At 73.3% G+C, this 25,532-nt stretch carries 26 protein-coding genes and 1 tRNA gene; 17 read left to right on the forward strand and 10 right to left on the reverse strand.

Annotation, left to right across the window (positions count from 1 at the left end; all coding sequences use genetic code 11):
• Positions 1-118: 118 nt before the first annotated feature.
• From H9623_RS02210 to H9623_RS02225, 4 genes are all read right to left on the reverse strand, one after another.
• The gene (locus H9623_RS02210; protein ID WP_193718466.1) at positions 119-1,357 is read right to left on the reverse strand and encodes an NAD(P)/FAD-dependent oxidoreductase; all 1,239 of its coding nucleotides are present in this window, start codon (positions 1,355-1,357) and stop codon (positions 119-121) included.
• A gap of 142 nt (positions 1,358-1,499) precedes the next feature.
• A tRNA-Pro gene (locus tag H9623_RS02215) sits at positions 1,500-1,576 on the reverse strand.
• Between the two features lie 123 nt (positions 1,577-1,699).
• Positions 1,700-2,644 carry a metallophosphoesterase gene (locus H9623_RS02220; RefSeq protein ID WP_193718467.1) on the reverse strand — a complete coding sequence of 315 codons (945 nt, stop codon included), beginning with the start codon at positions 2,642-2,644 and terminating at the stop codon, positions 1,700-1,702.
• A gap of 11 nt (positions 2,645-2,655) precedes the next feature.
• The gene (locus H9623_RS02225) at positions 2,656-4,983 is read right to left on the reverse strand and encodes a transglycosylase domain-containing protein (protein ID WP_193718468.1); all 2,328 of its coding nucleotides are present in this window, start codon (positions 4,981-4,983) and stop codon (positions 2,656-2,658) included.
• A 212-nt stretch (positions 4,984-5,195) separates the two neighbouring features.
• Here H9623_RS02225 and H9623_RS02230 point away from each other — a divergent pair, with 212 nt between their 5' ends.
• Complete coding sequence (locus H9623_RS02230) at positions 5,196-5,360, forward strand: hypothetical protein (RefSeq protein WP_021481786.1); 165 nt, start codon at positions 5,196-5,198, stop codon at positions 5,358-5,360.
• Positions 5,360-5,848, forward strand: coding sequence for a RidA family protein (locus H9623_RS02235; protein WP_193718469.1), 489 nt, complete (start codon positions 5,360-5,362; stop codon positions 5,846-5,848). Before H9623_RS02230 ends, H9623_RS02235 begins: the two co-directional genes overlap by 1 nt.
• A gap of 103 nt (positions 5,849-5,951) precedes the next feature.
• On the opposite strand, the gene H9623_RS02240 is transcribed toward H9623_RS02235, so the two are convergent.
• Positions 5,952-6,629, reverse strand: coding sequence for a Crp/Fnr family transcriptional regulator (locus H9623_RS02240; protein WP_056645111.1), 678 nt, complete (start codon positions 6,627-6,629; stop codon positions 5,952-5,954).
• Between the two features lie 195 nt (positions 6,630-6,824).
• Between H9623_RS02240 and nth the strand changes: the two genes are divergently transcribed.
• On the forward strand, positions 6,825-7,556 hold the full coding sequence (gene nth, locus H9623_RS02245; protein WP_321575226.1) for an endonuclease III: 732 nt from the start codon (positions 6,825-6,827) through the stop codon (positions 7,554-7,556).
• Positions 7,557-7,601: 45 nt separating this feature from the next.
• Here nth and H9623_RS02250 read toward each other — a convergent pair whose 3' ends face one another.
• Together H9623_RS02250 and H9623_RS02255 are read right to left on the reverse strand one after the other, a co-directional pair.
• Positions 7,602-8,534 (reverse strand): alpha/beta fold hydrolase, encoded by a 933-nt coding sequence (locus H9623_RS02250; protein ID WP_193718471.1) that lies wholly within the window; start codon positions 8,532-8,534, stop codon positions 7,602-7,604.
• Positions 8,531-9,325 (reverse strand): winged helix-turn-helix transcriptional regulator, encoded by a 795-nt coding sequence (locus H9623_RS02255; protein WP_193718472.1) that lies wholly within the window; start codon positions 9,323-9,325, stop codon positions 8,531-8,533. Before H9623_RS02255 ends, H9623_RS02250 begins: the two co-directional genes overlap by 4 nt.
• 219 nt (positions 9,326-9,544) lie before the next feature.
• On the opposite strand from H9623_RS02255, the gene H9623_RS02260 reads away from it, so the two are divergent.
• The 4 genes from H9623_RS02260 to H9623_RS02275 all read left to right on the forward strand — a co-directional run bounded on the left by H9623_RS02260 (position 9,545) and on the right by H9623_RS02275 (position 11,973).
• A complete protein-coding gene (locus H9623_RS02260; protein WP_193718473.1) occupies positions 9,545-10,279 on the forward strand; it encodes a hypothetical protein in 735 nt (244 codons plus the stop codon).
• A gap of 63 nt (positions 10,280-10,342) precedes the next feature.
• Entirely contained in the window at positions 10,343-10,774 is a 432-nt protein-coding gene (locus tag H9623_RS02265) for a thioredoxin family protein (RefSeq protein ID WP_193718474.1), read from the forward strand.
• A 40-nt stretch (positions 10,775-10,814) separates the two neighbouring features.
• Positions 10,815-11,273 carry a DUF4395 domain-containing protein gene (locus H9623_RS02270; protein WP_193718475.1) on the forward strand — a complete coding sequence of 153 codons (459 nt, stop codon included), beginning with the start codon at positions 10,815-10,817 and terminating at the stop codon, positions 11,271-11,273.
• Between the two features lie 28 nt (positions 11,274-11,301).
• Entirely contained in the window at positions 11,302-11,973 is a 672-nt protein-coding gene (locus H9623_RS02275) for a pentapeptide repeat-containing protein (RefSeq protein WP_193718476.1), read from the forward strand.
• Between the two features lie 118 nt (positions 11,974-12,091).
• On the opposite strand, the gene H9623_RS02280 is transcribed toward H9623_RS02275, so the two are convergent.
• Entirely contained in the window at positions 12,092-12,502 is a 411-nt protein-coding gene (locus H9623_RS02280; protein ID WP_193718477.1) for a DsrE family protein, read from the reverse strand.
• A gap of 250 nt (positions 12,503-12,752) precedes the next feature.
• On the opposite strand from H9623_RS02280, the gene H9623_RS02285 reads away from it, so the two are divergent.
• The 9 genes from H9623_RS02285 to H9623_RS02325 all read left to right on the forward strand — a co-directional run bounded on the left by H9623_RS02285 (position 12,753) and on the right by H9623_RS02325 (position 20,375).
• On the forward strand, positions 12,753-13,373 hold the full coding sequence (locus H9623_RS02285) for an FABP family protein (RefSeq protein ID WP_193718478.1): 621 nt from the start codon (positions 12,753-12,755) through the stop codon (positions 13,371-13,373).
• A gap of 84 nt (positions 13,374-13,457) precedes the next feature.
• Positions 13,458-14,681 (forward strand): CAF17-like 4Fe-4S cluster assembly/insertion protein YgfZ, encoded by a 1,224-nt coding sequence (ygfZ, locus tag H9623_RS02290; RefSeq protein WP_193718479.1) that lies wholly within the window; start codon positions 13,458-13,460, stop codon positions 14,679-14,681.
• A gap of 61 nt (positions 14,682-14,742) precedes the next feature.
• Positions 14,743-15,894, forward strand: a complete 1,152-nt coding sequence (locus H9623_RS02295) for an FUSC family protein (RefSeq protein ID WP_193718480.1) — start codon at positions 14,743-14,745, stop codon at positions 15,892-15,894.
• 165 nt (positions 15,895-16,059) lie between these two features.
• Positions 16,060-16,323 (forward strand): type II toxin-antitoxin system Phd/YefM family antitoxin, encoded by a 264-nt coding sequence (locus tag H9623_RS02300; protein ID WP_193718481.1) that lies wholly within the window; start codon positions 16,060-16,062, stop codon positions 16,321-16,323.
• A 13-nt stretch (positions 16,324-16,336) separates the two neighbouring features.
• Complete coding sequence (locus tag H9623_RS02305) at positions 16,337-16,762, forward strand: type II toxin-antitoxin system VapC family toxin (protein WP_193718482.1); 426 nt, start codon at positions 16,337-16,339, stop codon at positions 16,760-16,762.
• Positions 16,763-16,771: 9 nt separating this feature from the next.
• Complete coding sequence (locus H9623_RS02310; RefSeq protein ID WP_193718483.1) at positions 16,772-17,119, forward strand: DUF2516 family protein; 348 nt, start codon at positions 16,772-16,774, stop codon at positions 17,117-17,119.
• Between the two features lie 5 nt (positions 17,120-17,124).
• Positions 17,125-18,123, forward strand: a complete 999-nt coding sequence (locus tag H9623_RS02315; protein ID WP_321575229.1) for an asparaginase — start codon at positions 17,125-17,127, stop codon at positions 18,121-18,123.
• The gene (gene dtd, locus H9623_RS02320; RefSeq protein WP_193718485.1) at positions 18,120-18,545 is read left to right on the forward strand and encodes a D-aminoacyl-tRNA deacylase; all 426 of its coding nucleotides are present in this window, start codon (positions 18,120-18,122) and stop codon (positions 18,543-18,545) included. The genes H9623_RS02315 and dtd overlap by 4 nt, the downstream gene beginning before the upstream one ends.
• 270 nt (positions 18,546-18,815) lie before the next feature.
• Positions 18,816-20,375 (forward strand): glycosyl hydrolase family 18 protein, encoded by a 1,560-nt coding sequence (locus tag H9623_RS02325; protein ID WP_321575230.1) that lies wholly within the window; start codon positions 18,816-18,818, stop codon positions 20,373-20,375.
• Positions 20,376-20,504: 129 nt separating this feature from the next.
• Here the strand turns inward: H9623_RS02325 and H9623_RS02330 are convergent, their stop codons facing one another.
• Both H9623_RS02330 and H9623_RS02335 read right to left on the reverse strand, forming a co-directional pair.
• Positions 20,505-21,515 (reverse strand): CorA family divalent cation transporter, encoded by a 1,011-nt coding sequence (locus H9623_RS02330; RefSeq protein WP_193718486.1) that lies wholly within the window; start codon positions 21,513-21,515, stop codon positions 20,505-20,507.
• Entirely contained in the window at positions 21,512-21,811 is a 300-nt protein-coding gene (locus tag H9623_RS02335) for a hypothetical protein (protein ID WP_193718487.1), read from the reverse strand. The genes H9623_RS02330 and H9623_RS02335 overlap by 4 nt, the downstream gene beginning before the upstream one ends.
• 467 nt (positions 21,812-22,278) lie before the next feature.
• Between H9623_RS02335 and H9623_RS19745 the strand changes: the two genes are divergently transcribed.
• Positions 22,279-25,302, forward strand: coding sequence for a helix-turn-helix transcriptional regulator (locus tag H9623_RS19745; protein ID WP_193718488.1), 3,024 nt, complete (start codon positions 22,279-22,281; stop codon positions 25,300-25,302).
• Positions 25,303-25,532: the final 230 nt, after the last annotated feature.

Genomic DNA, 25,532 nt, shown 5'->3' on the forward strand with positions numbered 1-25,532 from the left:
AGGACGATGCCGCTCGCTTCGAGCGGTGACCCACCCTGTCTCTGGCCAGACCTCAACACCCCGTCCATCCGCAGCGAGATGGCTCAGTACGGCGGGGCACCCCGCGTGCCCCGGTCGGTCAGTCGCGGAACGCCTCCAGGGCGTCGCGGTCGACCGGCCCCGCGGCGCGGACGATCTCCTCGACCCGTCCCATCTGCTCCCAGGTGTTCACGGCCATGCCCGCCTGGACCCGGTCGTCCGCGACCCAGAACGCGACCAGCTCGTGGTCCTCGAGCGACCCGCTCACCACGACCTCGGTCGCAGCCGGGTCCTCGACGAACCCCAGGTACTCCATGCCCACGTCGTACTGGTCGGAGAAGAAGTACGGCAGCTTGTCGTAGGGCTCGCGCGAGCCCAGCATCGCGCGCGCCGCGTGGGGCCCCGTCTCCAGGGCCACGGCCCAGTGCTCGACGCGCAGGGGGCGGCCGTACCGCGGCGAGGGGACGCTCGCGACGTCCCCCGCGGCCCACACGTCCGGGGCCGAGGTCGCGAGCGTCCCGTCGACCGCGAGCCCACCCCCCAGGGCGGCCTCGCGCAGCGCGATCCCGGCCGCCTCCGCGAACCCGACGTTCGGCGTGACGCCCACGCCCACCACCACGACGTCGGCCTCCACGTGCGTGCCGTCCGCCATGTCGAGACCGGTGACCCGCCCCTCGCTGCCCGTGATCCCGATGACCTGGACGTTGCGGTGCAGGTGCACGCCGTGGTCCGCGTGGACCCTGCCGTACATCTCGCCCAGCAGGGGCCCCAGGACCCGGCCCAGCGGGTGCACCGCGCGTCCGACGACCGTGACGTCGAGGCCCAGGGTCCGCGCGGACGCGGCGACCTCCATCCCGATCCACCCGTCGCCCACGACCGCGAGCCGGCCCGCGCCCTCGCGCGCGGAGGCCTCGAACGTCGCGGCCAGGAGGTCGGCGTGCTCGATCGTGCGCAGGTAGTGCACCCCCTGCAGGTCGGCGCCCGGCACGGTGAACGAGCGCGGCGTCGAGCCCGTCGCGAGGAGCAGGCGGGAGTACGGCAGGACGGTCCCGTCGATCAGCGTGAGGGAGTGGTCCGCGACGGCGATCCCCGCGGCCCGGGTCGCGGTCCGCAGGTCGACGTGGTGCTCGGGGTACCAGTCCTCCGACAGGGGGAACAGGACGTCGCGCTCGGCCTCGCCCCGCAGGTAGTCCTTGGACAGGGGTGGGCGCTCGTAGGGCCGGTGGGGCTCGCTCGAGACGACCACGAGGTCGCCGTCGTACCCCTCGGCCCGCAGGGCCTCGGTGGCCTTCGCGGCGGCGAGGCCACCTCCGACGATGACGATCGGCTCCTGGGCCATGTCGACCTCCGACGCTGGGGGTGATGGACCCTCATCGTGACACCGGAAGGTGGGGCCTGCACAGGGCGGTCACCGCGGGACGTCGCCTCGTGGGGCGGGGACGACGAAGGCCCGGAGTCCAGTGGACTCCGGGCCTTCGTGCTGGTCGGGGTGACAGGATTCGAACCTGCGACCTCGTCGTCCCGAACGACGCGCGCTACCAAGCTGCGCCACACCCCGATTGCCCCTGTTGCGCCTGGTCCGTGGAGAGTCCTCGAAAGGTCCCGCCAAACCTGCGCGCTGGAGCCTGCCTAGAATAGCCGACGTTTGCCCCTGCGACGAAACCGGCTCCTCAGCGCGTGCTCAGGGTGCCGTGAGCGTCACGACGGTGGCCTCCGGGCGGCACGCGAACCGGAACGGCGCGTAGGGCGACGTGCCTGCCCCGGCCGACACGTTGAGCCACGTCGACCCCTCGCCGCCGGGGGCGTCGGGCCGTGCGCCGGGCCAGCCGTGCAGGCCCTTGGCCCGCCCGCGGTCCAGGTCGCAGTTGGTCACGAGCGCGCCGTAGAACGGGACGCAGAGCTGCCCGCCGTGCGTGTGACCGGCGAGGATGACGTCGGCGCCGTCGGCGTGCATCTGGTCGAGGACGCGCACGTAGGGCGCGTGCACCACGCCCATCCGCAGGCCCGACGGCGTCGCGTCCCTCTCGGCACCGCTCGCCGCGCGCACGGGCGCGGCAGGGAAGACGTCCCGGTCGAGGTGCGGGTCGTCGACGCCCACGAGGTCGATCGACAGCCCCGCGACCTCGACCGTGTCCCGGCGGTTGGTGAGGTCGATCCAGCCGGCCCCGCTGAAGGCGGCGGCCAGCTTGTCGGCCGGCAGGCGCGGCGGGTCGATCTTGTGGAAGATCCGGGCGTCGGGCAGCAGATAGCGGGCCGGGTTCTTGGGTGAGGGTGCGAAGTAGTCGTTCGACCCCATGACGAACGCGCCCGGTGCGGTGCTCAGGAGCGGCTCCAGCGCGTACAGGAGCGGCTCCAGGGAGTCCACGTGCGCCAAGTTGTCGCCCGTGTCGACCACGAAGTCGGGGCGCAGCGCGGCGAGGGACCGGATCCACTCGATCTTGCGCTCCTGCGTGGGGGTCAGGTGCAGGTCCGAGAAGTGCAGGACGCGCACGTCGGCGTGCCCCGGGGGGAGCACGGGGACCGTGACCTCACGCAGCGTGAAGAGCTTGGTCTCCAGGTGGGCGTAGGCGAGCGCGCCCGCACCGGCCGCGGCGAGAGCGCCGGCGCCGACCAGTGCGGGGTGCACGCGGGCCCTGGTCAGTCCTGCTCCCCGTCGGGCGCGGTCTCGCCGCCGCCGTTCCCGCCGCCGTTGTTTCCACCGCCGCCGTTGCCGTTGCCGTTGTTGCCGCCGCCGTTGTCGTTGCCACCGCCGCCGTTGTTGCCGCCGCCGTTGTTGCCGCCGCCGTTCTCGCTGTCGCTCGGCGGCTTGGTCGGGGTCGGCGCCTGGACCGGCCCGAGCATCTTGGGGTCGGGCTCGGGGAATGCCTGGGCGGGGGTGCCCGCGAGGACGGTGTTCATGTAGTCGCGCCACGTGGGGGCGGCGAGGTCCGAGCCGAACCACCAGTTCTTGCCGACGCCGTTGATGACGAAGCGCCCGTTACCGCTGTTGCGCATCTCGACGGCCTTCTCGGCGTTGCCGATCCAGACGGCCGTCGACACCTGGGGGGTGTAACCCACGAACCACGTGTGGGTGTTGAGCTGGGCCGTGCCGGTCTTCCCGGCGCTGGGGCGGCCGTCGAGCTGCGAGCTCACGCCCGATCCCTTGGTCATGACCTGCTGGAGCGCGTAGGTCACGGTGTTGGCCACCGCGGGGTCCAGGGCGTTCGGGTTGCAGTTCGCCGAGGGGACCTCGAGCTCCTTGCCGTTCGCGTCCACGATCCGGGTGATCGCGACGGGGTCGCAGTACGTGCCGCCGCTCGCGAACGTCGCGTACGCCGCGGCCATCTGCAGCGGAGAGGTCTCCTGGGTCCCGATGACCATCGAGGGCCGCATCTGGACGCCGTTGGCCTGGTCGGCGGTGACCGCCGGCTTGAACCCGATGGACTCGGCCGTCGACTTGATGTCGCACAGGCGCAGCTCGGACTCCATGGCCACGTAGGCGGTGTTGAGCGAGTTGTACGTCGCCCGCAGGACCGAGACGTTGCCCTGGTCGGTCCGGCCGTCCGAGTTGCTGGGGCTCCACGGCTTGGGCTCGTTGCGGACCGTTCCGCCGCACCAGTCGAAGTCCTTGTTGTGCCAGCCACGCTTGTTCGCGCTCACGGTCTCGTTGAGCGTGTGGCCGGACCGCAGCCACTCCGCGAGCAGGAACGGCTTCCAGGTCGAGCCGGGGGAGAAGCCCCTGGACGAGCCGTGCGCCTGGTCGGCGCTGTAGTTCTGCGCCGTCGTCCCCGGCTCGGGCTCGAACGCGGCGTCGTAGGGACGGTTCTGGGCCATCGCGAGGATGTTCCCGGTGCCGGGCTCGATCGAGACGATCGCGTCCTCGACGCCGGACGAGTCGTCGGTCGGCACCGCGGCGAGCGCGCTCGCCTCAGCGGCGGCCTGCATCGCGGGGTCGAGCGTCGTGGTGATGTCGAGGCCGCCGCGGTACAGCATCGCCTCGCGCTCGTCCTCGGTCTCCCCGAAGATCGGGTTGGAGAGGATGACCTTGGTCACGTAGTCGCAGAAGAAGGCTGCGCCCTGGGCGGCCTGGCAGCCGACCCGCACGGGCACGACGTTGAGCGTGTCGGTGACGGAGGTCGCCACGGCCGCGTCATGGTCCGCCTGCGTGATGTACCCCTGCTCGAGCATGTCGCCCAGCACCTGGTTGCGGCGCTTCTCGGCCTTCTCCGGGTTGGCCACGGGGTCGTACTTGCTCGGCGCGTTGGTCACGCCCGCGATGGTCGCGGCCTCGACGATCTCGAGCTCGGACGCGCTCTTGCCGAAGTAGTGCCGTGCGGCGGTCTCCACGCCGTAGACCTTGATGCCGAACTGCGCGATGTTGAGGTAGCCCTGGAGGATCTCGTCCTTGGTCATGCGCTTCTCGAGCGAGATCGCGAGCTTGGCCTCGCGGGCCTTGCGCTCGATCGTGTCGTCCTTGACGGCGTCGGCGGCGATGGGGTCGCCCTCGCGCACGGCCTTCTCGATCAGGACGTTCTTGACGTACTGCTGGGTGAGGCTGGAACCACCCTGCTTGGCACCGCCGGAGGCGTTGTTGAGCGCGGCCCGGAGCGTGCCCATGGTGTCGATCCCGCCGTGCTCGTAGAAGCGGCGGTCCTCGATCGCGACGACCGCGTTCTTCATGTGCTCCGAGACCTGGTCGAGGGGGACCACGATGCGGTTCTCGACGTAGAAGGTCGCGAGCTGTGTGACGGCGTCCTTGGCGTAGACCCGGGACTGCTCCGACAGGGGGCCGGGCTCGAGCTCGTCGGGCAGCTCGTCGAAGATCTGGACGCTGCTGTCCGTGAGCTGGCTGGCGCCCGCGGCGACGGGGATCAGCAGGCCCGCGCCGAGCACGCCGCCGACTCCGGAGACGAGGACGAACGCCAGCAGCAGGGCGATGAGCTGATAGGCGTTGACTTGTCGACGGGGACGCGCAGGGGAAGCCATGGCGCAAGCCTACGGGAGGCCGCCGACGCCCTTCCGGGAATCGTGGCCCCGGTCGGTGTGCGGGTTGTGTGAGCATCTGCGGGCCAGGTCGAGGAGCCCGGGAGCCCTGGGAGCGGGCTGGGCGGCGTCTGGGAGCGGCGTCGGCCCGGGGCGTGCCGCGAGGGACCGGTCAGCCCGTGAACGCGCGCCCGATCGCGACTACGCTCGGGCGCATGGCAACCACCTGGGAGTACGCGACCATCCCCCTCATCATCCACAACACCAAGGCAGTCCTCGACCAGTGGGGCTCGGACGGCTGGGAGCTCGTCCAGGTCGTCACGGGCCCGGACGGCAACGGCCTCGTGGCCTACCTCAAGCGACCGACCGGCGAGAAGTAGTGGCCGGCGTCGTCGACGCCCGGCTCGCCGAGCTGGGCATCACGCTGCCCGACGTCGCAGCACCCGTCGCGGCGTACGTCCCGGCGGTCCGCACGGGGCGGTACGTGTACACCTCGGGCCAGCTCCCGTTCGTGGCCGGCTCGCTCCCGGCGACCGGCAAGGTCGGTGACGGGGAAGGCCTGGTCACCCCCGACGCGGCGGCCGGGTACGCCCGGACGAGCGTGCTCAACGCGCTCGCCGCGGTCAGGGCCGTCGTGGGAGACCTCGACCAGGTCGTGCGGGTCGTCAAGGTCGTCGGGTTCGTGGCGAGCGACCCGTCGTTCACCGGGCAGCCCGCGGTGATCAACGGCGCCAGCACGGTCCTCGGTGAGATCTTCGGCGAGGCGGGCGTCCACGCGCGCAGCGCGGTCGGGGTCGCGGTCCTCCCGCTCGACTCACCGGTCGAGGTCGAGCTCGTCGTCGAGCTCGCGGACGACGCGGAAGGCTGAGCGGCCGCCCGCACCGTCCGGGCCGCACGCCGTGACGGCGAGAGGCCGGTCGCTCGACCCGGAGGGCGGGCAACCGGCCTCTCGGCGGTCCGTGGGCCGGAGCTCAGCGCGCGCGGCGCTCGAGCCGGTCGACGTCGAGGAGCACGACCGCGCGGCCCTCGCGCCGCACCCACCCGCGGGTGGCGAAGTCGGCAAGGGCCTTGTTGACCGTCTCGCGCGAGGCGCCGACGAGCTGGGCGAGCTCTTCCTGCGTGAGGTCGTGGGCGACGCGCACGCCTTCCTCGGTCTCCTCGCCGAAGCGGGTCGACAGGTCGAGGAGCGCCTTGGCCACACGGCCCGGGACGTCGGAGAACACGAGGTCCGCGAGCGTCTCGTTGGTGCGGCGCAGCCGGCGGGCGAGAGCGTTGAGCAGGTGCTTCGCGACGCTGGGGTGCTTCTCGATCCACTCGATGAGCTGCTCGTGGCGCAGCTCGTAGAGGAGCGCGTCGGACACCGAGCTGGCCGTGGCCGTGCGGGGGCCCGGGTCGAAGAGCGAGAGCTCACCGAACATCTCGCCGGGCCCGAGGATGGACAGGAGGTTCTCCCGGCCGTCGTTCGAGCGTCGGCCGAGCTTGATCTTGCCCTGCGCGATCACGTACAGCCGGTCACCGGGCTCGCCCTCGCGGAAGAGCACGTCTCCACGGGTGAGCTCGATCTGCTGCATCGAGTCGAACAGCGTCCGGGTCTCTTCGCGGTCCATGGTGGCGAAGAGGGGGGCCGAGAGCACTACGTCGTCGTCCACGCGATGTCCTTCGAGGTTGAGCGGACTTTCCCGGCATGTGCCCGTCTGCATCGGCGGAGGTTCGAGCGAACCGGTACTCGTGATTCCTCCCACAAGTCTGCCTCATGCGCGCAACTCGGGTCGCCACCTGTCCTGGGCGGCCTGCAAGAATTCCGTGGGAGAGGTGTGTGGGTGGGGCCGAGTAGGCTGCCGAACGTGACCACTTCGGGCGGTACCTCGAGTCCTGCACCACTGCTGCACGCCGAGTCACGGCTCGCCCTGGTGCGCCGCGCACGCCGCACCAACCGCGAGCTGGCCCAGACCTACCCGGACGCCCGGTGCGAGCTGGACTTCACCACGCCGCTCGAGCTGCTGGTCGCGACCGTCCTGTCCGCCCAGACCACGGACAAGCGCGTCAACATGACCACCCCGGAGCTGTTCTCGCGCTACCCGGACGCCGCGGCGTACGCGGCGGCGGACCGCGAGGACCTCGAGGACATCCTGCGTCCCACGGGGTTCTTCCGGGCCAAGGCCCAGGCCCTGATCGGGATCGGCCAGGCGCTCGTCGAGCGCTACGACGGTCAGGTCCCGCGCAGGCTCGACGACCTCGTGACGCTGCCCGGGGTCGGCCGCAAGACCGCGAACGTGGTCCTGGGAGACGCCTTCGGCGTCCCCGGCCTGACGGTCGACACCCACTTCGGACGCCTCGTGCGCCGGCTCGGCTGGACCACGGAGGAGGACCCGGTCAAGGTCGAGACGGAGGTGGGCGAGCTCATCGAGAAGCGCGAGTGGACCATGCTCTCGCACCGCCTGATCTTCCACGGGCGCCGGGTCTGCTTCGCGCGCAAGCCCGCGTGCGGCGCGTGCACCGTGTCCCACCTGTGCCCGTCGTTCGGGATCGGGGAGACGGACCCGGCCGTCGCGGCCACCCTGGTCAAGACCGACTGACCGGCCGCGGGATCGCGCGGCCCGCGGCCACCGAGGGCGCCCGACTCAGCCCTTCGTGGTCGGCAACCACTCCAGCAGGAGCCGCGTGACGTCGTCGGGCGCCTCCTCCGGGAGGAAGTGCCCCACCCCGTCGAGGACCTCGAAGCGCAACGAGCGCGAGACGGCTGCCGCGTCCGCGTCGGTGAGGTCGCGACGCAGGAACCCGTCGTCCCCGCCGTGGACCTGGAGCGTCGGGACGCTGATCGGCCGGCGCAGCGCGCTGCGGAAGCGGCGCCCGTCGGGCCGGGGCGTGGAGCGCACGGACCAGCGGATGGCCTCCATCGCGGAGTGCGCAGCGAACGGGATGCGCATCACGGCCCGGTAGGTGTCCACGACGTCGGGCGCGAACGGTGTCGCGGCCCCGTCCGCGAGGACACGCCCGACGAGGTCGTCCCGCGTCAGGGCGCGCTCGGGGAGCGTCGGGAGCTGGGCGAACGCGAGGTGCCGCTGCGCGACCGGCGTGAGCAGCCGGCGACCCGACGCGTGCACGTGCGCCGGGTGCGGCGCGGCGAACGCCGCGACCCCCGCGGTCACCGCGGGCTGCAGCGCGGCCATGGCCCACGCGAGCCCACCGCCGGTCCCGTGCCCCACGACGACGGCGCGGTCCGCACCGAGCGAACGGACCACGCCCGCGATGTCGCGCGTGCGCGTCGGGGCGTCGTAGCCGATGGGCGGCTTGTCGGAGGCCCCCGTGCCGCGCAGGTCCATGGCCGCGACGCGGTAGCCCGCGTCGGCCAGGGCCTCGAGCTGGTGCCGCCACGCCCACCAGAACTGGGGGAACGAGTGCAGTAGGAGCACGAGCGGGGCGTGCGAGCCGCCGCCCCGCGGGTCGGGTCCGGCCAGCGCGAGGTGGAAGCGGGCGCCGTTGGCCGGCACGAACTCGTGCCGCCAGGGGCCGTCGACGAGGGCTGCGGAGAAATCGCTCGAGTCGGTCGTCACCCGGACGAACCTACCTGCTCGCTCGAGTCGGTGGGCGCGGTCGCCTCCGTGCCCTGGGCGCGGTCGGCCCCGTCACCCCCGGGAGCGTCGACCTCGGCAGGGGCCGCGGACCGGCGGTCCTTGGGCGGGTCGAACCGGTAGCCGACGTTGCGCACGGTGCCGATGAGCTGCTCGTGCTCGGGCCCCAGCTTGGCGCGCAGGCGCCGCACGTGGACGTCGACCGTACGCGTGCCCCCGTAGTAGTCGTAGCCCCAGACCTCCTGCAGGAGCTGGGCGCGCGTGAAGACCCGCCCGGGGTGCTGCACCAGGTACTTGAGGAGCTCGAACTCCTTGTACGTCAGGTCCAGAGGACGCCCGCGCAGCCGGGCCGTGTAGCCGCCCGCGTCGATCGCGAGCTCGCCCGCGGAGATCTCCTGCGGGGCCTCCTCCGCCCGGCCGTGCGCCGACCGCTCGATCACGAGCCGCAGCCGGGCCTCGACCTCGGCCGGGCCGGCGTGCTCGAGCAGCAGGTCCGCAGCCCCCCACTCGGCGGTGACGACCGTCAGGCCGCCCTCGGTCAGCACGAGCACCAGGGGCACGGTCAGCCCGGTGGCATGGAGCAGGCGACAGGTCGTGCGCGCGGCAGCGAGGTCGCGCCGGGCGTCGAGCAGGACGACGTCCGAGTCGGGCGCGTCGACGAGCGCCGACGGTTCCATGGGCAGCACCCGCAAGCGGTGCGACAGCAGTCCCAGCGCAGGCAGGATGTCGACGGACCCACCTGTCGCCGGTGTCAGGATCAACAGCTCTGCCACCGACGCACCTCCTCCCAGTGACCCCCGAGGAGGCCGGAATCATTACCGTAGCGCGTTGAACAGGGGTCAACGGGGTGACCAGGGCCTTTGCGCTGTTACAACCTTGTTTCGTGTTGGGCGTGCCGTGTCATCTGGGAGACTCGTGTTCGTGCTCAGCCTTCCCGGACCCGGTCTCGTCCTCGTCCTCCCGCAGCTCGCGCCGTCGGGGGAGTGTGCCTAGTGGGCCTCTCCTCGCGTGCCGTCGCCACGTCCGTGGTGGCCGTCGCCGTCGCCGCCGCCGCATTCTTCGGACATCTCCCCCTCACGATCGCGGCCGCCGCGCTCGCCATCCTGATCGCGGTCGGCTGGCCCGCGCTCCTGGGGCAGCCCGCACCGGGCGGGTCCGGGCTGGTGATCGGCCTGACCGGGGTCGGGGCGGTCGGGGCCGTCGCCGCGACCGAGGGGGAGCCCTCGCTGCGCAACCTGCCGCTCGTCCTCGCGATGGGCATCGTGCTGGCGTTCGTCGCCGAGATGCTGCGGCGCGACGGGCGTCCCCGGCTCGTCGAGTCCCTGCTGGGCACCGTGAGCGGGCTCGTCGTGGCGGTGTCGGCCGCGGGCTGGATCGCGGCCGACCGCTCCGACGCCGGGGTGGCCCTCGTCGTGACGTGCGCCGCGGCGCTCGCGGTCGCCTCGGCGGTCTCGGCGCTCCCGCTCGCCGGCTGGTGGAGCTCGATCCTGACGGTCGTCGCCGCGGCGGCGGCAGGCGGCGGGCTCGGCGTCCTGCTGCCCGACGTCGAGATCGGCAACGGGCTCTGGACGGGGGTGGTCTCGGGGATGCTGGTCGCGGGACTGCGCGCGCTGTTCGACCAGCTGCCGGCCCTCGAGCGCAGGCAGGCGGCGCTTGCTGCGATAGTGCTGCCCGTGACGGTCGGGGGGATCCTGGTCTTCGTGGTGGGGCGCGTGGTCGTGGGCTGAGCCGCCCGCACCCGCCGTGGGGCGGTTCCCGCCGCGGAGCCGTACGGAGGAGAGGTCGAGGCAATGGTCTGGCGCATCGTGGTCCTGGTCGTGCTGCTCGCCGCGAGCGTGGTGCTCGGGGTCTGGTGGCAGCGCCGGCAGGGCGTGGTCCGGGCAGGCCGCCCGGTCGCCGAGGAGGCTGCGGTCGACTGGACCGCGCGGGGGATCGTGCTGGGTGAGCACCGGACGTTCGTGCAGTTCTCGAGCGAGTTCTGCTCGCCCTGCCGGCACACGGCGCGCGTGCTCGACGACGTCGTCGCTGCCCGCGCCGACGTGACGCATCGCGAGATGGACGTCGACGAGCACCACGATCTCGTGCGAACCTTCGGCATACTGCGCACTCCGACGGTCCTCGTCCTGGACCCGTCCGGTCGCGAGGTCGCTCGGATGAGCGGCAGCGTGAGCCGGGCCCAGGCGGTCGAGGCGCTCGACGTCCCTGCCGGGTCCGTCGCCTGAAACCGCTCGCCCTCCCGGGCGGGCCGACCGAGGAGCCGCCATGTCGCACGATCCGCACCCCACGAGCACGGCCCGGGGCATCGACCCGCGCGGGCCCCGGGTCGGCGCCGGGATCACGGCCCTGCTGCTCGCCGTGACGCTCCTCCTCGGGGCGTCCCAGGCCGGGTTGTGGGTGCTGACGTTCATCGCGCTGAGCTTCCTGCTGGGGGCGCTCCGCGGCGCCCAGGGCACCTGGCAGGGCTGGGTCTTCAAGACCCTCGTCCAGCGCAGGCTCGGCCCGACGGCGGAGCGTGAGGACCCGCGGCCGCCTCGCTTCGCGCAAGGGGTCGGGTTCGTCATCACCGGGGTGGGTGTGGTCCTGGGGTTCACGGTGTCGCTCGTGGCCGTGCCGGTCGCCGCGGGGCTGGCGCTCGTCGCGGCAGTGCTCAACGCGGCGTTCGGGCTGTGCCTGGGCTGCGAGATGTACCTGCTGATCCGGCGGTTCGCGCCTGCCCGGTGAGGCGCTCCCGCGGGCGTAGGGTCGTGCGGTGCCTGCTCAGACCGAGTCCTCGTCCACCGTCCCGCCGAGGATCAAGAGGCTGCGCGCCGGGGTCCGGTCGCCGGGCGACGCCACGGAGGTCGGCGCGGAGGACCGGCGCCACGACGAGCGGTTCGAGGGCGGGGACCTCTCGCACGTCGACCTGTCGGACGTGACGTTCGAGCGCTGCGACCTCGTCGGGATCTCGTTGCACCAGGCCGACCTGCGGGCGGCGACGTTCAGCGAGTCGCGGCTCGAGCGGGTCGACGCTCCCGTCCTGAGCGCCCCGCGCTCGGTGTGGCACGACGTGGTCGTGGCCGGGTCGCGGATCGGTTCCGCCGAGCTCTACGAGGCGGGGTGGCGGTCGGTCGAGCTGGTCGACTGCAAGCTCGGCTACGTGAACCTCCGCGGAGCGACCATCCGTGACGTGCGGTTCACGCGGTGCAGCATCGAGGAGCTCGACCTGACGAACGCGCAGGCCACGCGTGTCGCGTTCGAGGAGACGTCGGTCGACCACCTGGTGCTGGCGAGCGCTCGCCTCGCGCACACGGACCTGCGGGGGGCGGCGCTGCGGCGGGTCACGAACCTCGGCGGGCTCGCGGGGGCGACGCTGAGCACGGCTCAGGTCGTCGAGCTCGCGCCCCTCTTCGCGGCCGGGCTCGGCCTGCGGGTCGAGGACTGAGCGCCCGTCGAGGACCGAGCGCCCGGCGGCCCCGGGTCTCCGGCCCGCGCAACGTGAGCCGCTCGCACGACCGGTGCTCCGCCGTCGGGCAGCCTGCGCACGTCGTCGGACCCGCGCGTCAGTAGACGAGGGCCTGCGCGCCCGGGCGCAGCGCCTCCTCGACGAACACCGAGGCGCCCGCGATGCGCACCCCCGGCAGCAGGTCGGCCTCGGTGATGCCGCGCCGCACCGCGCACTGCGTGCAGACCGTGACCGTCCCGGCCGCGAGGACCACGTCGAGCAGGTCCGGCAGGGCCGTCGCGTGCTCGAGCTCGAGCTCGCCCGCGCGCCCCGGCAGGCCGAACCACGCCGACTCGCCCGTGAGCCACACGCTCACCTCGACCCCGGCCGCGACGGCGGCAGCCGCGACCGTGAAGGCCTGGTTGGTCGCCTCGGGGCGTTCGAGGCCCGCGGTCGACTTCACGACCAGCGAGCGGGAGGCGGGGGCCGGGACGGCCGTGGACTGCGGCGGGACGGGCTGGGTGGTCACGTGCGCGAGCCTAGAGGCCGGACGGTAGGATCGGCGACATGTCCACGCATGCACTCGAGCTCATCTTCCTGGGACTGCTGATCGCCGCGACCGTGACCATCACGTGGTTCGCCGGGTTCGTCGTCTACAAGCTGTACAAGGGTCAGCGCTGACCTGAGCGTCACGCCGGGCGCTCGCGCCCGGAGGGGCCGGCCCGGTCCCGCCCTTGTCGTCGTCACCGGTCCGCTGGGACCGTCGGAGGTACCACCTGATGGCTTTCGCGTTCCCCGAGGGGCTCGCCCCCGAGGCCTACCCGCTCGCGTGGCTCGTGGGCTCCTGGCGCGGCGAGGGAGTCATCGCCTACCCGGGGATCCCCGAGACCGCGTTCGTCCAGGACGTCGTGTTCGACCACGACGGCGGCCCGTACCTGCGCTACGAGTCGACGATCCGCGTCCTCGAGGCCGAGGTCCCGGAGACCGTGCCGGAGGCCTGGACCACCGACGACGCCGCCGAGCCGTCCGCTCACCCGTCGAGCGACCAGACCGAGCCGAGCAGCGAGGGCCACCTCGCGCCGGGCCGCATCTGGTCCACCGAGACGGGCTACTGGCGTGTCTCGCCCGAGCGCCCCGAGGGGCTGCCGGAGGACAAGTCCGCGATCGAGGTCATGATCGCGGACCCGTCGGGCCGCATGACCCTCTACCTGGGCGTGGTCGGCAACGGCCGGGTGGACCTGTCCAGCGACGCCATGGTGCGCACGTCCACCTCGGCCGAGGTGACGGCGTCGAACCGGCTCTACGGCAACGTCCAGGGCCAGCTCCTGTGGGTCTGGGAATTGGCGGCCTTCGGTCAACCGTTGCAGTCGTATGCGTCGGCGAAGCTGGACCGTCTCTAGGTCCTCCGACGTGCGAGTCCCGGCCGCCGCCGTCGCGCGGCCGGACGGACGTGCGCCCACCGGCGCCGAGGAGGTTGTTGCACCGTGACCGCTGGACCTGAGAACGCCACCCAGGACGGGGCCCCGTCCGCTGCTCGCACGAGCCCTCTGCTGTCGCGCCCCGGCGCGGTCGCGGGCTCGGGACCCGACGCGGGGGTCGCCTGGCACTACGGGGACCCGACGGGCGAGCAGCGCGCGCTCGAGTCGGGTGGCGCGGTCGTGGACCTCTCGCACCACGGCGTCGTGCGGGTCACCGGCCCCGACCGTCTCACGTGGCTCAACTCCATCACGTCCCAGAGCCTCCTGGGCCTCGCGCCGCGCACCTCGACCGAGCTGCTCGTCCTGAGCCCTCAGGGGCACGTCGAGCACGCGGCCGGCGTCGTGGACGACGGCGAGTCCACGTGGCTCGTGACCGAGGGCTCGCACGCCCCGACGCTCGCGGCGTGGCTCGACCGCATGAAGTTCGCGCTGCGCGTCGAGATCACCGACATGACCGACGAGATCGCGGTCCTGGGGGAACCCCGCGACGCCGAGGGCACCGAGGGCGAGCCCGTCACCTGGCGCGACCCGTGGCCGCGCACCGCACCCGGCGGCACGCGCTACGGCCCCGCGGACGACGAGCACCCCGGTGCCCACCGGCCGTGGCGTCTGGTCCTGGTGCCGCGGGCAGAGCTTCCCGACGCCGTCGCGTCCCGCGAGGCCGCCGGGTGGCGGCTCGCCGGGACCTGGGCCAGCGAGGCCCTGCGCGTCGAGGCCTGGCGCCCGCGCCTCGCGACCGAGGTGGACCACCGCTCCATCCCGCACGAGCTCGACTGGCTCCGGACCGCGGTCCACCTGCACAAGGGCTGCTACCGCGGCCAGGAGACCATCGCGCGCGTGCACAACATGGGCCGCCCGCCCCGTCGCCTCGTGATGCTCCACCTCGACGGTTCGGGGCACCTGCTCCCCGTCGCGGGGGCCGAGGTGCGGCTCCCGGGCGGGGGCGGGGCCCCCGGCCCGGACGGGGTCGCTCTCGCCGGTCGGCCCGTGGGCGTCGTCACGTCGGTCGCGCGGCACCACGAGCTGGGCCCGATCGCGCTCGCCGTCCTCAAGCGCAGCGCCCCCGAGGACGTCGAGCTCGTGGTCGACTGCGACGGGGGAGCCGTGGCCGCGGCCCAGGAGGTCGTGGTCCCCGGCGAGGGCGTGTCGGTCGACCGGCCCGCGCCGCGCGGCCCGGTCGCACGCGGCATCACGCCCTGGGGTGCGGGTGCGCCCCAGAGCATGATCTAGAGCATGATCTGATGTGTCGTGCCGGGTGTCCGGCACGACGGGACGCGGTGAGCAGGAGCACATGACGCAGGCGCGGGAGTCCGCCGGGGGCACGGCGACCCCGGAACCGGGGGCGGTCGAGTCGGCCCGCAAGGCGTTCCGTCGGCTGCTGCTCCGGGCCAGGCTGCGGCAGGGGAGGTCCCGGGTGCGGGCGGCGTTCTGGCCCGTCATCCAGGCCTCGCTCGCGTCGGGCGTCGCGTACGGGATCGCGCACTACCTGTTCGGGCACCCGTACCCGTTCTTCGCGCCGGTCTCGGTGTGGATCTGTCTCGGGTTCAGCCTCGACCGGCAGGTGCGCAAGGTCGGCGAGCTCGCGATCGGCGTCGCGGTCGGCGTGGGGCTGGGCGACCTGATCGTCCACTTCATCGGCTCCGGGTGGTGGCAGGTCGCCGTCGTCCTCGCGACGTCGGCCCTGGTGGCCCGCTTCATCGACCGGGGGGCGCTGCTCGCGACCCAGGCCGGGGTGCAGGCCATCGTGATCGTGGGACTTCCCGCGACCCAGACGGGCGGCCCGGGGGGCCGCCTGGTCGACGCCCTCGTGGGTGGTGCGATCGCGCTGCTCGTCGCGACGCTCACACCGGGCGACCCGCGCCGTCGGCCCCGTGCCCTGGGGGACGAGGGGACGACCGAGCTCGCCGAGACGCTCGAGCTCCTCGCCCGGGGCTTCCGCTCGGGCGACGTCGACGACCTCGACGCGGCGCTCGTGCGCGGGCGGGCGTCCGAGCCCGCGCTCGAGGAGTGGCAGGCGACCGCGACGAGCGCCCAGGAGCTGTCCCGGGTGAGCCCCGTGGGGCGCAAGCACCGTGCCGAGCTGGGGGTCATCGAGCGCCAGGCCCTCCTGGTCGACCGGGCCATGCGCAGCGTCCGCGTCCTCGCCCGGCGTGCGCGCCCCGTCGCCGGGGTCGACCACGACCTCCTGCCCGTCGCGGCGATCGTCGACAGGTTCGCCGCCGGGACGCGGGTGCTGGCGGAGGCGATCGGGGCGGGCCGCGACCCGGTGACGGCCCGCGAGATCCTGGCGGGCACCGCCGCGGCGGCCGACCCACGGACCGTGGGGGCCGGCGACTGGCAGGTCCAGTCGCTCGTGATGCTCCTGCGGTCGCCGATCGTCGACATGCTCGAGGCCGCCGGGATGTCCCCGCAGGACGCGCGGGCGGCCCTGCACGAGCTCTGAGCCGGTCCCTCGCGCCCGCGGGGAGCTCGCCGGGCGGGTGCCGGGCGGGTGCCGGGCGGGCGGCTCGGGGGCGACGTCGGGCTCCGAGCGCGCTCCCAGCAGATCCGCAGGACTGGCACGCGTGGAGGTCTACGCATTCCGGGCGGGTGCCGGTACCTTCAGGGGATGGAGGTTTCCGTCAGCGCCCTGCGGGCCGAGCTGAAGTCGTGGATCGAGCGGGCGCGTGACGGGGAGGACGTGGTGATCACCGAGCGCGGCATCCCGGTCGCCCGGCTGAGCGCCGTCGGGAGCGCCGACCTGATCGCGTCGCTGACGCGGGACGGCCTGCTGACGCCGGCCTCCGAGGAACGGCCCGTGCACACCCCGCCCGCGCGCCCGGTCGCCAAGCAGTCGGCGATGTCCGGCCTCGTGCGCCGCATCCGACGCTGAGCCGGCGCACCCCGTGGCACTGGTCTACTTCGACGCGAGCGCGCTCGTGAAGCTGTGCGTCGCCGAGCCCGGCTCGGAGCTGGCGAGCGCCCTGTGGAACCGGGCGGACGTGGTCAGCACGAGCCGCCTGTCGGACACCGAGGTCCGTGCCGCCCTGGCGGCGGGCGAGCGGGCAGGGGTCCTCGACGCCGCGGAGCGGGTCCAGGCGCTCGCCACCTGGGAGCGGTTGTGGCCGGCGCTGCACCTGGTCGAGGTCTCGCCCGAGGTGCTGGACAGGGCGAGCGCCCTCGCCGGGGGCAACGGTCACTCGCTGCGGGGCGCGGACGCCGTGCACCTCGCGTCGGCCCTGGTGCTGCAGCACGAGGACGCGATCTTCGCGGTGTGGGACGAGCGGGTCGCGAGCGCGGCACGCGCGGAGTCGTTGCGCGTCCTGCCGTAGGCTCGTGTCGTGTTCGGAGCAGCCCAGACCCTCGTCTACCTCGTCCTCTTCCTCGCGGTGTTCGTCGCGCAGCTCGTCGCGCTCCTGGACGCCGCGAGCCGACCCAAGAACGCCTACACGGCCGAGGGGAAGCTGACCAAGACGATCTGGCTGCTCATCCTCGGGGTGTGTGCCGCGCTGGGCTTCATCGCCCTGCCGCCCATGGGGGCGAGCGTCGGCTTCCTCAACATCTTCGCGGTCGCGCCGGCCGTGATCTACCTGGTCGACGTGCGCCCGCGCCTCAAGCCGTACGGCCGCGGGTCGGGCGGCTCGGGTGGCGCGGGCGGGAACCGCGGCGGTCGGCCGGGCGGATGGTGACCTCGGTGCTGGACTCCGCCGGCCCGCTCGCCGAGGTCGTCCGGGGGGACCTGGTCGAGTCCGTGCACCTGGGGCACCTGGTGACGCTCGACGCGTCGGGGGCGGCGGACGTGGTCGTGGGCGACCCGTCGACCGTGATCTGGCCCCGCTCGTCGGTCAAGCCCTTCCAGGCCGTCGCGATGCTCCGCCACGGGTTGTCCCTGCCGCCCCGCCTCCTGGCGCTCGGTGCCGCGAGCCACAACGCCGAGGACTTCCACCTCGCGGGGGTGCGCGAGATCCTCGCGGGCGTCGGGCTCGACGAGTCCGCGCTGCGCAGCACGCCCGACATGCCGATCTACCCGCCTGCCGCGTTCGCGTGGCAGGAGCAGGGCAACGGCCCGGCGTCGATCACGCAGAACTGCTCGGGCAAGCACGCCGCGATGCTCGCGACGTGCGTCGCGGCCGGTTGGGACACCTCGACGTACCTCGAGCCGACGCACCCCCTCCAGGTCGCGATCCGCGAGACGCTGCTCGACCTCACGGGCGACGACGCGGCGGACCTCCGGGTCACGGTCGACGGCTGCGGCGCGCCGTTGTTCTCGACGACTTTGGTCGGCTTGGCGCGGGCGTTCGGCCGCCTGGCCGCCGCGCCGTCGGTCGCGCCCGGCTCGCCGGAGGCTCTCGTGGCGCGGGCGATGTCCTCGTTCCCGGAGATGGTGGGCGGGACGGGACGCGACGCGACCGAGGTCATGCAGGCCGTGCCGGGGCTCGTCGCCAAGGACGGCGCGGACGGCGTGTACGGTGCGGGGCTCCCGGACGGGAGGGCGCTCGCGTTCAAGGTCCTCGACGGCTCGCCGCGCCCGCGTCCCGCGGTGCTGGTCGCGGCGCTGGCGGCGCTCGGGGCGCAGGCCGTCCCAGGTGCCGACGGCGCCGCGCTCGACCGCGTCGGCCGTACCCCGGTCCTGGGCGGGGGAGAGCCCGTGGGCGAGGTGCGGGCCGTGCTCGGACCGGGCCGCACCGCATGAGGGCCGTCCTGCAGAGAGCGACGCGCGCGAGCGTGAGCGTGGGCGGCGAGGTCGTGGGCAGCATCGACCGGCCGGGCCTGGTAGCGCTCGTGGGCGTGACGCACGACGACGGCCCCGCGCAGGTCGAGCTGGTGGCGCGCAAGATCGCCGAGCTGCGGATCCTGCGTGACGAGCGCTCGGTGCTCGACGAGGGGGCACCGGTGCTCGTGGTCAGCCAGTTCACGCTCTACGCCGACACCAGGAAGGGCAGGCGGCCGTCCTGGAACGGTGCGGCACGGGGCGACGTGGCGGAGCCTCTCGTCGCGGACGTGGTCGCGGCGCTGCGCGCGCGGGGCGTCGAGGTCGCGACGGGCGTGTTCGGTGCGGACATGCAGGTCGAGCTGGTGAACGACGGTCCGGTGACGATCCTCGTCGAGGCGTAGCGTTCGCGGGCTCGCAGGAAGGTACCGCTCGTAACGTTTCGAGCGGTACGTCGGACATCTACGGGAAATCCCTTATGTGAGCACTCCGAACCATGTGGACAACCCGTACATCTTTCGGCTGGATCCGTGGCTAGGTTCGAACTGCCCAGCATCTGGGGCTCCGGAACGGACCGGAGCCAGCAGCACGGAAGACGAAGAGGCCTCCCTTTGCACGCATCCCGCATCACTCCCTCGCACCCACGCCGCGGCCGCCGCGCCGCCGGTGCCGTGGTGACCGCGACGACCCTCGCCCTCGTGGGGTCCGGCCTGGTCGCAGCAGGCACTGCCACCGCCGCACCGGCCGCCGCTCCTGCGGTGGTCAGCCCCAACGGTGACAACGACATCAACGGGTACCGCAACGTCGGCTACTTCATGTCCTGGGCACCGGAGAACTACGGCTACACGGTCAAGGACTTCCAGGAGACCGGCCAGGCCGACCAGATCACGCACATCAACTACGCGTTCGGGAACATCCACCCGACCGACCTGACGTGCTTCATCTCCGACAAGGTCGGTACGCCCGAGCCGGGCGGGAACGACGGCGCCGGCGTCGCCGGTGCGGACTTCGTGGACGCGGTCAGCGCCGCGGACTCGATCGACGGCGTCGCGGACACCGCGGACCAGGCGCTCGCGGGCAACTTCAACCAGCTCCGCAAGCTCAAGGCGCAGAACCCCGACACCAAGGTCCTGGTGTCGATCGGCGGCTGGACCTGGTCCAAGTTCTTCTCGAAGGCTGCGGCGACGCCGGAGTCCCGCACCAAGCTCGTGTCGTCCTGCATCGACCTGTACCTCAAGGGCAACCTGCCGGTCATCGACGGGCGCGGCGGCCCCGGCGCGGCGGCGGGGATCTTCGACGGGATCGACATCGACTGGGAGTGGCCCGGCGCCCCTGACTGGTCGCAGCACCCCGAGAACATCATCGACCCGGTCAAGGACAAGGCGAACTTCACGGCGCTCCTCGCCGAGTTCCGCAAGCAGCTCGACGAGTACGGCGCGTCGCAGGGCGACGAGTACCTCCTCTCGTCCTACATCCCGGTGAACCCGACGGTCATCAACGCGGGCTGGGACGCCCCGGCGATCTTCGACTCGCTCGACTACGGCAACATCCAGGGCTACGACCTGCACGGCGGCTGGTCGCCGAACCTCGCGGGCCACCAGTCCAACCTGAAGGACGACCCCTCCTACTCGGGTGACATCTCGGTCGAGCAGGGCATCAACCTGTACCTGAGCCGCGGCGTCGACCCGCAGCAGATCACGCTGGGCATCCCGGCCTTCGGGCGCGGCTGGACCGGCGTCCAGGACGGCGGCACGGCGGGCGCCTGGCAGGCCGCCACCGGGGTCGCACCGGGCACGTTCGAGGCGGGCAACAAGCAGTACTTCGAGCTGCGTGACCTGGGCACCGAGTACTTCGACGAGGCGACGGGCTCCTCGTGGCGCTACGACGGCAACGAGTGGTGGAGCGTCGACACCCCGCGCGCGGTCGAGTACAAGGCGAAGTGGGTCGCGGAGAAGGGCCTCGGCGGCTCGATGTGGTGGGACCTCGCGGGCGACTACGAGGACGAGCTGGTCGGGACGGCGGCGGACGTCTACCGTGCGTCGAAGGCTGGTCCGGTCGACTCGGACGCCCCGGGCGGCTGCTACGCCGGCTGGAGCAAGGCGGGCACCTACACGGCCGGCCGTGTGGTCTCGTACCAGGGTGTCAACTACCAGGCGAACTGGTGGGTCCACACCAACGCACCGGGCACCGAGAAGTACTGGGGCCCGTGGCGGACGGTCGGCACCTGCGCCTGACCTGATGCGGTAGCGGCTCCGGCCCTGCGCACTCCCGACGCCGTCGGGACCACGACCTGCCTGTCGTGGTCCCGGCGGCGTCCGTGCGTCCGGGGGCCGACCTACCCCGGCGCGGACCGGCCAGGGGGCTCAGCGGAGCCAGCCGCGCCGCTTGATGTAGACGAGCGGGATGACCGCCGCGACGAGCGTCACGAGCACGACCCACGGGAACCCCAGCTCCCACTCGAGCTCGGGCATGCGCGTGAAGTTCATGCCGTAGAACGACGTGATGAGCGTCGGGGGCAGGAACACCGCGGTGATGATGGTGAACACCTTGACGATCTGGTTCTGCTTGACGTCGAGCGAGGTCATGATGGCCTGCTGGAGGTAGCGGACCTTGTCGTGCTCGAAGCTCGCGTGCTCCTTGACGCCGTCGACGTCCGCGATGAGGGTCTCGACGAGGCCCGCGAGCACCGGGTCGGAGTCCGCGATCTCGCTGCGCAGGTGCCGGGCGGCCCGCGCGAGCGAGAGCTGGGACTCCTGCGTGCTGGAGACGATCTCCTCGGCCCGGTTCATGCGTGCGATGGTCCCCTGCATGTCGGTCACACCGATCTCCCGACCGCGCCGGTCGTAGCCGAGCGTCGCCTCCTCGATCTGGTCGGACATGTCCTCGAGCAGGTCGCTCGCGTGGAGGATGACGCGTTCGGCGGCCTCGTTGAGGGCGTACAGCAGCGCGTACATCACGCCGTACGACGTGCTGATCAGGCGCGGTGTGCGCCGCATGCGGGCGATCGCCTTGTCGAAGATCGGGTAGTGCCGGGTGGGCTGCAGGGTCACGACACGCGCGGGCGACAGCGCGAACATGAGAGTTTCACGCTCGATGCTCTCGCCGCGCCGGTAGGTCGCCACGACGGGCAGGTACACGTGCTCGTCGGTCTCCCAGACCCGCCCCGACGCGAGCGCGAAGTCGACGCCCGCGACGTGGGCGCGGGGGAGGGCGGCCGGGTCCTCGGCGGCGACCTGGAGCCAGCGTCCCCGGAGGGCCTGGGGGTCGAACCGGCCGTCGTGGGCGCCCGGGGTGGCCGCCGTCGTCGGGCGGTGCGCGGGGGAGGGCAGGGCGGCGCGAGGCGCCTCGACGACCGCGGGCGTCAGGCGCGTCACGGCGTCACCGTCAGGGGTGCGGCTGCGGGAACGGGCGGCACGCCCGACGGCGCCGTGTCGGAGGAGGAGGTCGTCGCGGCGGGCGCGGGGGCGGCGGCGTGCCCCGAGGCCAGCAGGTGCGTCCCGAGGAGTGCCGTGCAGATGAACAGGTAGAGGCCGATCGTGAAGGTGATCGACTGGCGCTCGAGGTCAGGGCGTCGAGGCGCGGCGGCGCCTGCCCGGTTCGTCCGGGTCGGTGTCGCCCTCTGGCGAGCGGGGGCGTGCAGGGTTGCACTGGGGTGGGTGGTCGTCGACATGGTGAGCCTTCCCGGCGCCGTGCTCTCGACGGTGCCGACCGGTCGCCGGGCGTCCCGTGGCGTGCGTGGGCACGAGGTCGGGGCGGGGCGAAGGGGGACGGTGCGATGGAGCGCACTGGCGACCGACCCGGAGGCCGTGGCGGGCTGACCGGAGGGTCAGCGGGCAGGGCGGAGGGGAGCGAGCGCGCAGTGCGGGGATCTATGACTGCTGCCGTCCGGCATCGCTCTCACCTCCTTCTCATCTGCTTCTGGTTCCGTGCTCGTCTGAGGTGCCGAGAACTCTCGGCAGTGATGACGCACGGAACGAGGTCACCCTAGACCTGGTGGAAGGCCCCGGCAAACCGCCTCCACGGCGACGCCGCCGAAGATACTTACGGGTAACAGGACAGGATGCCCGCCTTTACGTCGGGTTGTTAACATTCCTGAGAGTCGTCCGGCCATCGTTGCCCCGGACGGGAGGGTCTGACATGCCAGCCAGCCAGCAAGACGTCCTGACCTCGGATCAGGTGCGCACGTCCCGCACGTCCACCGAGCACCGGCCCGAGCGCCTCTCGTCCCGACGCGCCGAGATCGACCTCGCGCTCGCAGCGGTCGCCGACGGCCGCGGAGCGTTCGTCTGGACCGGCGAGCCCGGCATGGGGGCGAGCACCACGCTCGAGCTCGTCCACGAGGCGCTCCACGAGTCGCCAGGACCGCACCCGCCCCTCGTCCTGCGGGTCGCGCAGGCGGTCGGTCTGCAGCGGTCGGGGGCCGCGGTGCGCTCGCTCGTGACCCAGGTCGCCCAGGTGACGGGGCACGCCGTGCCGAACCGCCTCGTCCGGCCCCTCGACGTCGCCGACCCGGAGTACGGCTACCTCCCGGAGGTGGGGGCCGTCGCGCTCGCCGAGTACCTCGACGAGGCCGTGCCCGACCGCACGGTCGTCCTCCTCGCCGACGACCTCCACCTGGTCGACGAGATCAGCCGCGCCGTGATCGTGGGCCTGGTCGCCCAGCGTCGCGCCTCCCTCGTGCTCCTCGCGACCGCGGTGCCCGACGGGTTCGACCGGCCGCTGCCCTACCCGATCGAGGTCCGGGAGCTGACGCCCCTGGGCCCGGCGGAGGCGCTGCACCTCCTGCTGGTCGAGGAACGGCTGGCGGTCGCGCCCCACGTCGCGTCGCGCCTCGCCCAGAACCTCGCGGGCAACGCGGCCGCGATCTCCCAGACGGCGCGGCTGCTGTCCGCGGAGCAGCTCGCGGGCACCGCGATCCTGCCCGACCCCCTGCCACCCGTCCCCGCGGTCCGTGCCCTGCTGGGCGACCGGCTCGACGACCTCGCCCCCGAGGAGCTCCGCGCCCTGCTCGTGGCCGCGGTGGCCGTGGTCGAACGGACCGACGTCCTGCTGGCCGCGTCCGGCCTGAGCATCGAGGAGGTGCTCGACGGCCCGCTCGCGGGGCAGCTCTCCCTGGTCTCGGGCCGCTTCGCGTTCACCGACCCGAGGGTGCGCTCCCTCGTCCACGGCGACGCCCGCCTCGCGGACCGGACCGCCGCGCACCTGCGCCTGGCGACCGTGCACACCGCCGCCGGCGAGGAGGACATCGCCACCTGGCACACCGCCCTCGCGACCCTCGCGGGCGACCCGACGCTCGCGCCGGGCCTCGTTTCCCTCGCCCGCCGCCTGCTCGAACGGGGCGACGTGGTGTGGGCCCACGAGGTGGCGCGCGAGGCCGCGAGCCAGGCGACCGCGGCCGAGCGCGGGGAGGCGTACGTGCTGGCCGGGACCGCGGCGCTGCAGTCGGGCCACGTCCACGACGCCGCGGACTGGCTGCGCCGCGCCGCGCGCTGCGAGGGAGGCGTGAGCCCCGCCCGCATCCTGGGCCCGCTCGTCGTCGCGCTCACGCACGTCCAGGGCCAGGTGCCCGACGACGTCATCGCCCCCTTCCTGGCGCTCGCGGACAACGACGACGCGTGCACGTGCTGCGTGGACCGTGAGGGGCGCCCGCGCGACGCCGCCGGGGGCTGCGAGATCGGCGACGTCGTCACGGGCCTCACGAGCGCGGCCACGCTGCACGCCGAGCGGGGTGACGGCGTCGCCGCCTCGCAGGCGTTCGACGCGGCGAAGCGGCTGGCGCGCCGGTGCACGCAGGGGGTGGGCGGACTCGAGGTGGTCCGGTCGTGGCTCGCCAACTACGGGGTGGGGGAGCGCGGGAAGGAGGTGAGCCTGCCCGGCTCGGGCCTCTCCCCGGAGCGCGAGGCCTACGCCCAGGTCAGCCGGGCGATCTCCCTGGCCGACGAGGACGCCCTCGACGTCGCCGGGCAGGCGCTCGCGAGCGCTGTCGCGAACCTCGCGCCGGTCCGCAACGGCGGCCGCTGGTTCGACGCCCCGTCCGGGGCCGTGACGCCCTACGTCGAGGCGCACCTGCGTCTGGCCCAGGTGCTCGTGCACTTCTGGGCGGGGAACATCACCAAGGCGCGCCGCGAGCTCGAGGAGGCGGCGTTCCGCCTGCCCGTCGGCCTGCCGTTCGCGGGGACCGGGGTCGCGGTCGCCCGCCGCCTCGACATGGCGGTCCACGGCAGCGTCGGGACGGTCGCCACCGCGCTCGAGGAGACCTGCTCGTGCCCGACGTCGCGGCCGGTCCGCCTCGGCCTCCTCGTGGACCGGGCCATCGGTGCGTCGTTCGCCCGCCACCACACGCAGGCCGCCACGCTCCTGGAGCTGGCCGCCGAGACGGACCGTCGCGACTGCGCCCACATGCTGCACCTGCCCGGGATGGACGACGTCGAGGCCTGGGTGCTCGCCGGGCGCCCCGACGCGGCGGAGCGCGCGCTCGCGCGGCGGCGTGTCGAGGCCAAGGACCTGTCGCCGGCGAACCGTGTTGCGACCCTGGCGCGCGCGGAGATCGTGCTGGCGCGTCCGGAGGACGCCGTCGCGCTGCGCGACGCGGTCGCGTCCGCAGGTCGGGGGATCGCGTCGCCGTTCGAGCACGGGCGCACCGAGCTCTGCCTGGGCCGTGCGCTGACCCGCTGGGGAGACCTTCCCGCGGCTCACGAGCACCTGCTCTCCGCGGTCGAGCTCCTCACGCAGTCGGGTGCCTGGGCGTGGGCCCGGCAGGCGCAGGAGGAGCTCGCGGCCGTCCTCGCGCACCTGGGGGTGCTCGACGCGCCGGCAGCCAGCGCCGAGCACCCGCCCGTCGGGACCACCGGCGGCGGGGGCGCCGCCGCGCACGTGGTCGCGCCGGCGTCGGGCACGGGGAGGCCGCGCCTCGCCGCACGCGAGTCCGACGTGTCCGACGACGCGCTCGACGAGCTGCGCGCCCGCTGGGCCGACGAGCTCACCGAACGCGAGCTGGACGTGGCGCTGCTGGTCGTCCAGGGGGGATCCAACCGGGAGGCGGCGGACCAGCTCTACCTGTCGGTGCGCACCGTCGAGGTGCACCTCGGGCGCGTCTTCCGCAAGCTCGGCGTGCGGTCGCGGGTCGAGCTCGCAGTCCTCGCGCACCGCGTCGGACGCTAGGCGGGAGGACGTGCCGACGCTGGGTCGACCCCGTAGGCCCAGGGTCGGCGCGTAGGGGGTTACACCTACACGCCCGTGTGTATGTACGCGAGGTGAACAATGTGGGAAACGCTGATTCACGAGGGCACGGTCGCTCCCTAGGGTCGAGGTGTTCCTGGGCAACGACGTCCGGGTCACCGGGCCCACGGCCCCCAGCCAAGTGAGGCAGACACATGCGACTGAGAACTCCA

The sequence above is a fragment of the Oerskovia douganii genome (assembly GCF_015142735.1).
GTDB lineage: Bacteria > Actinomycetota > Actinomycetes > Actinomycetales > Cellulomonadaceae > Oerskovia > Oerskovia douganii.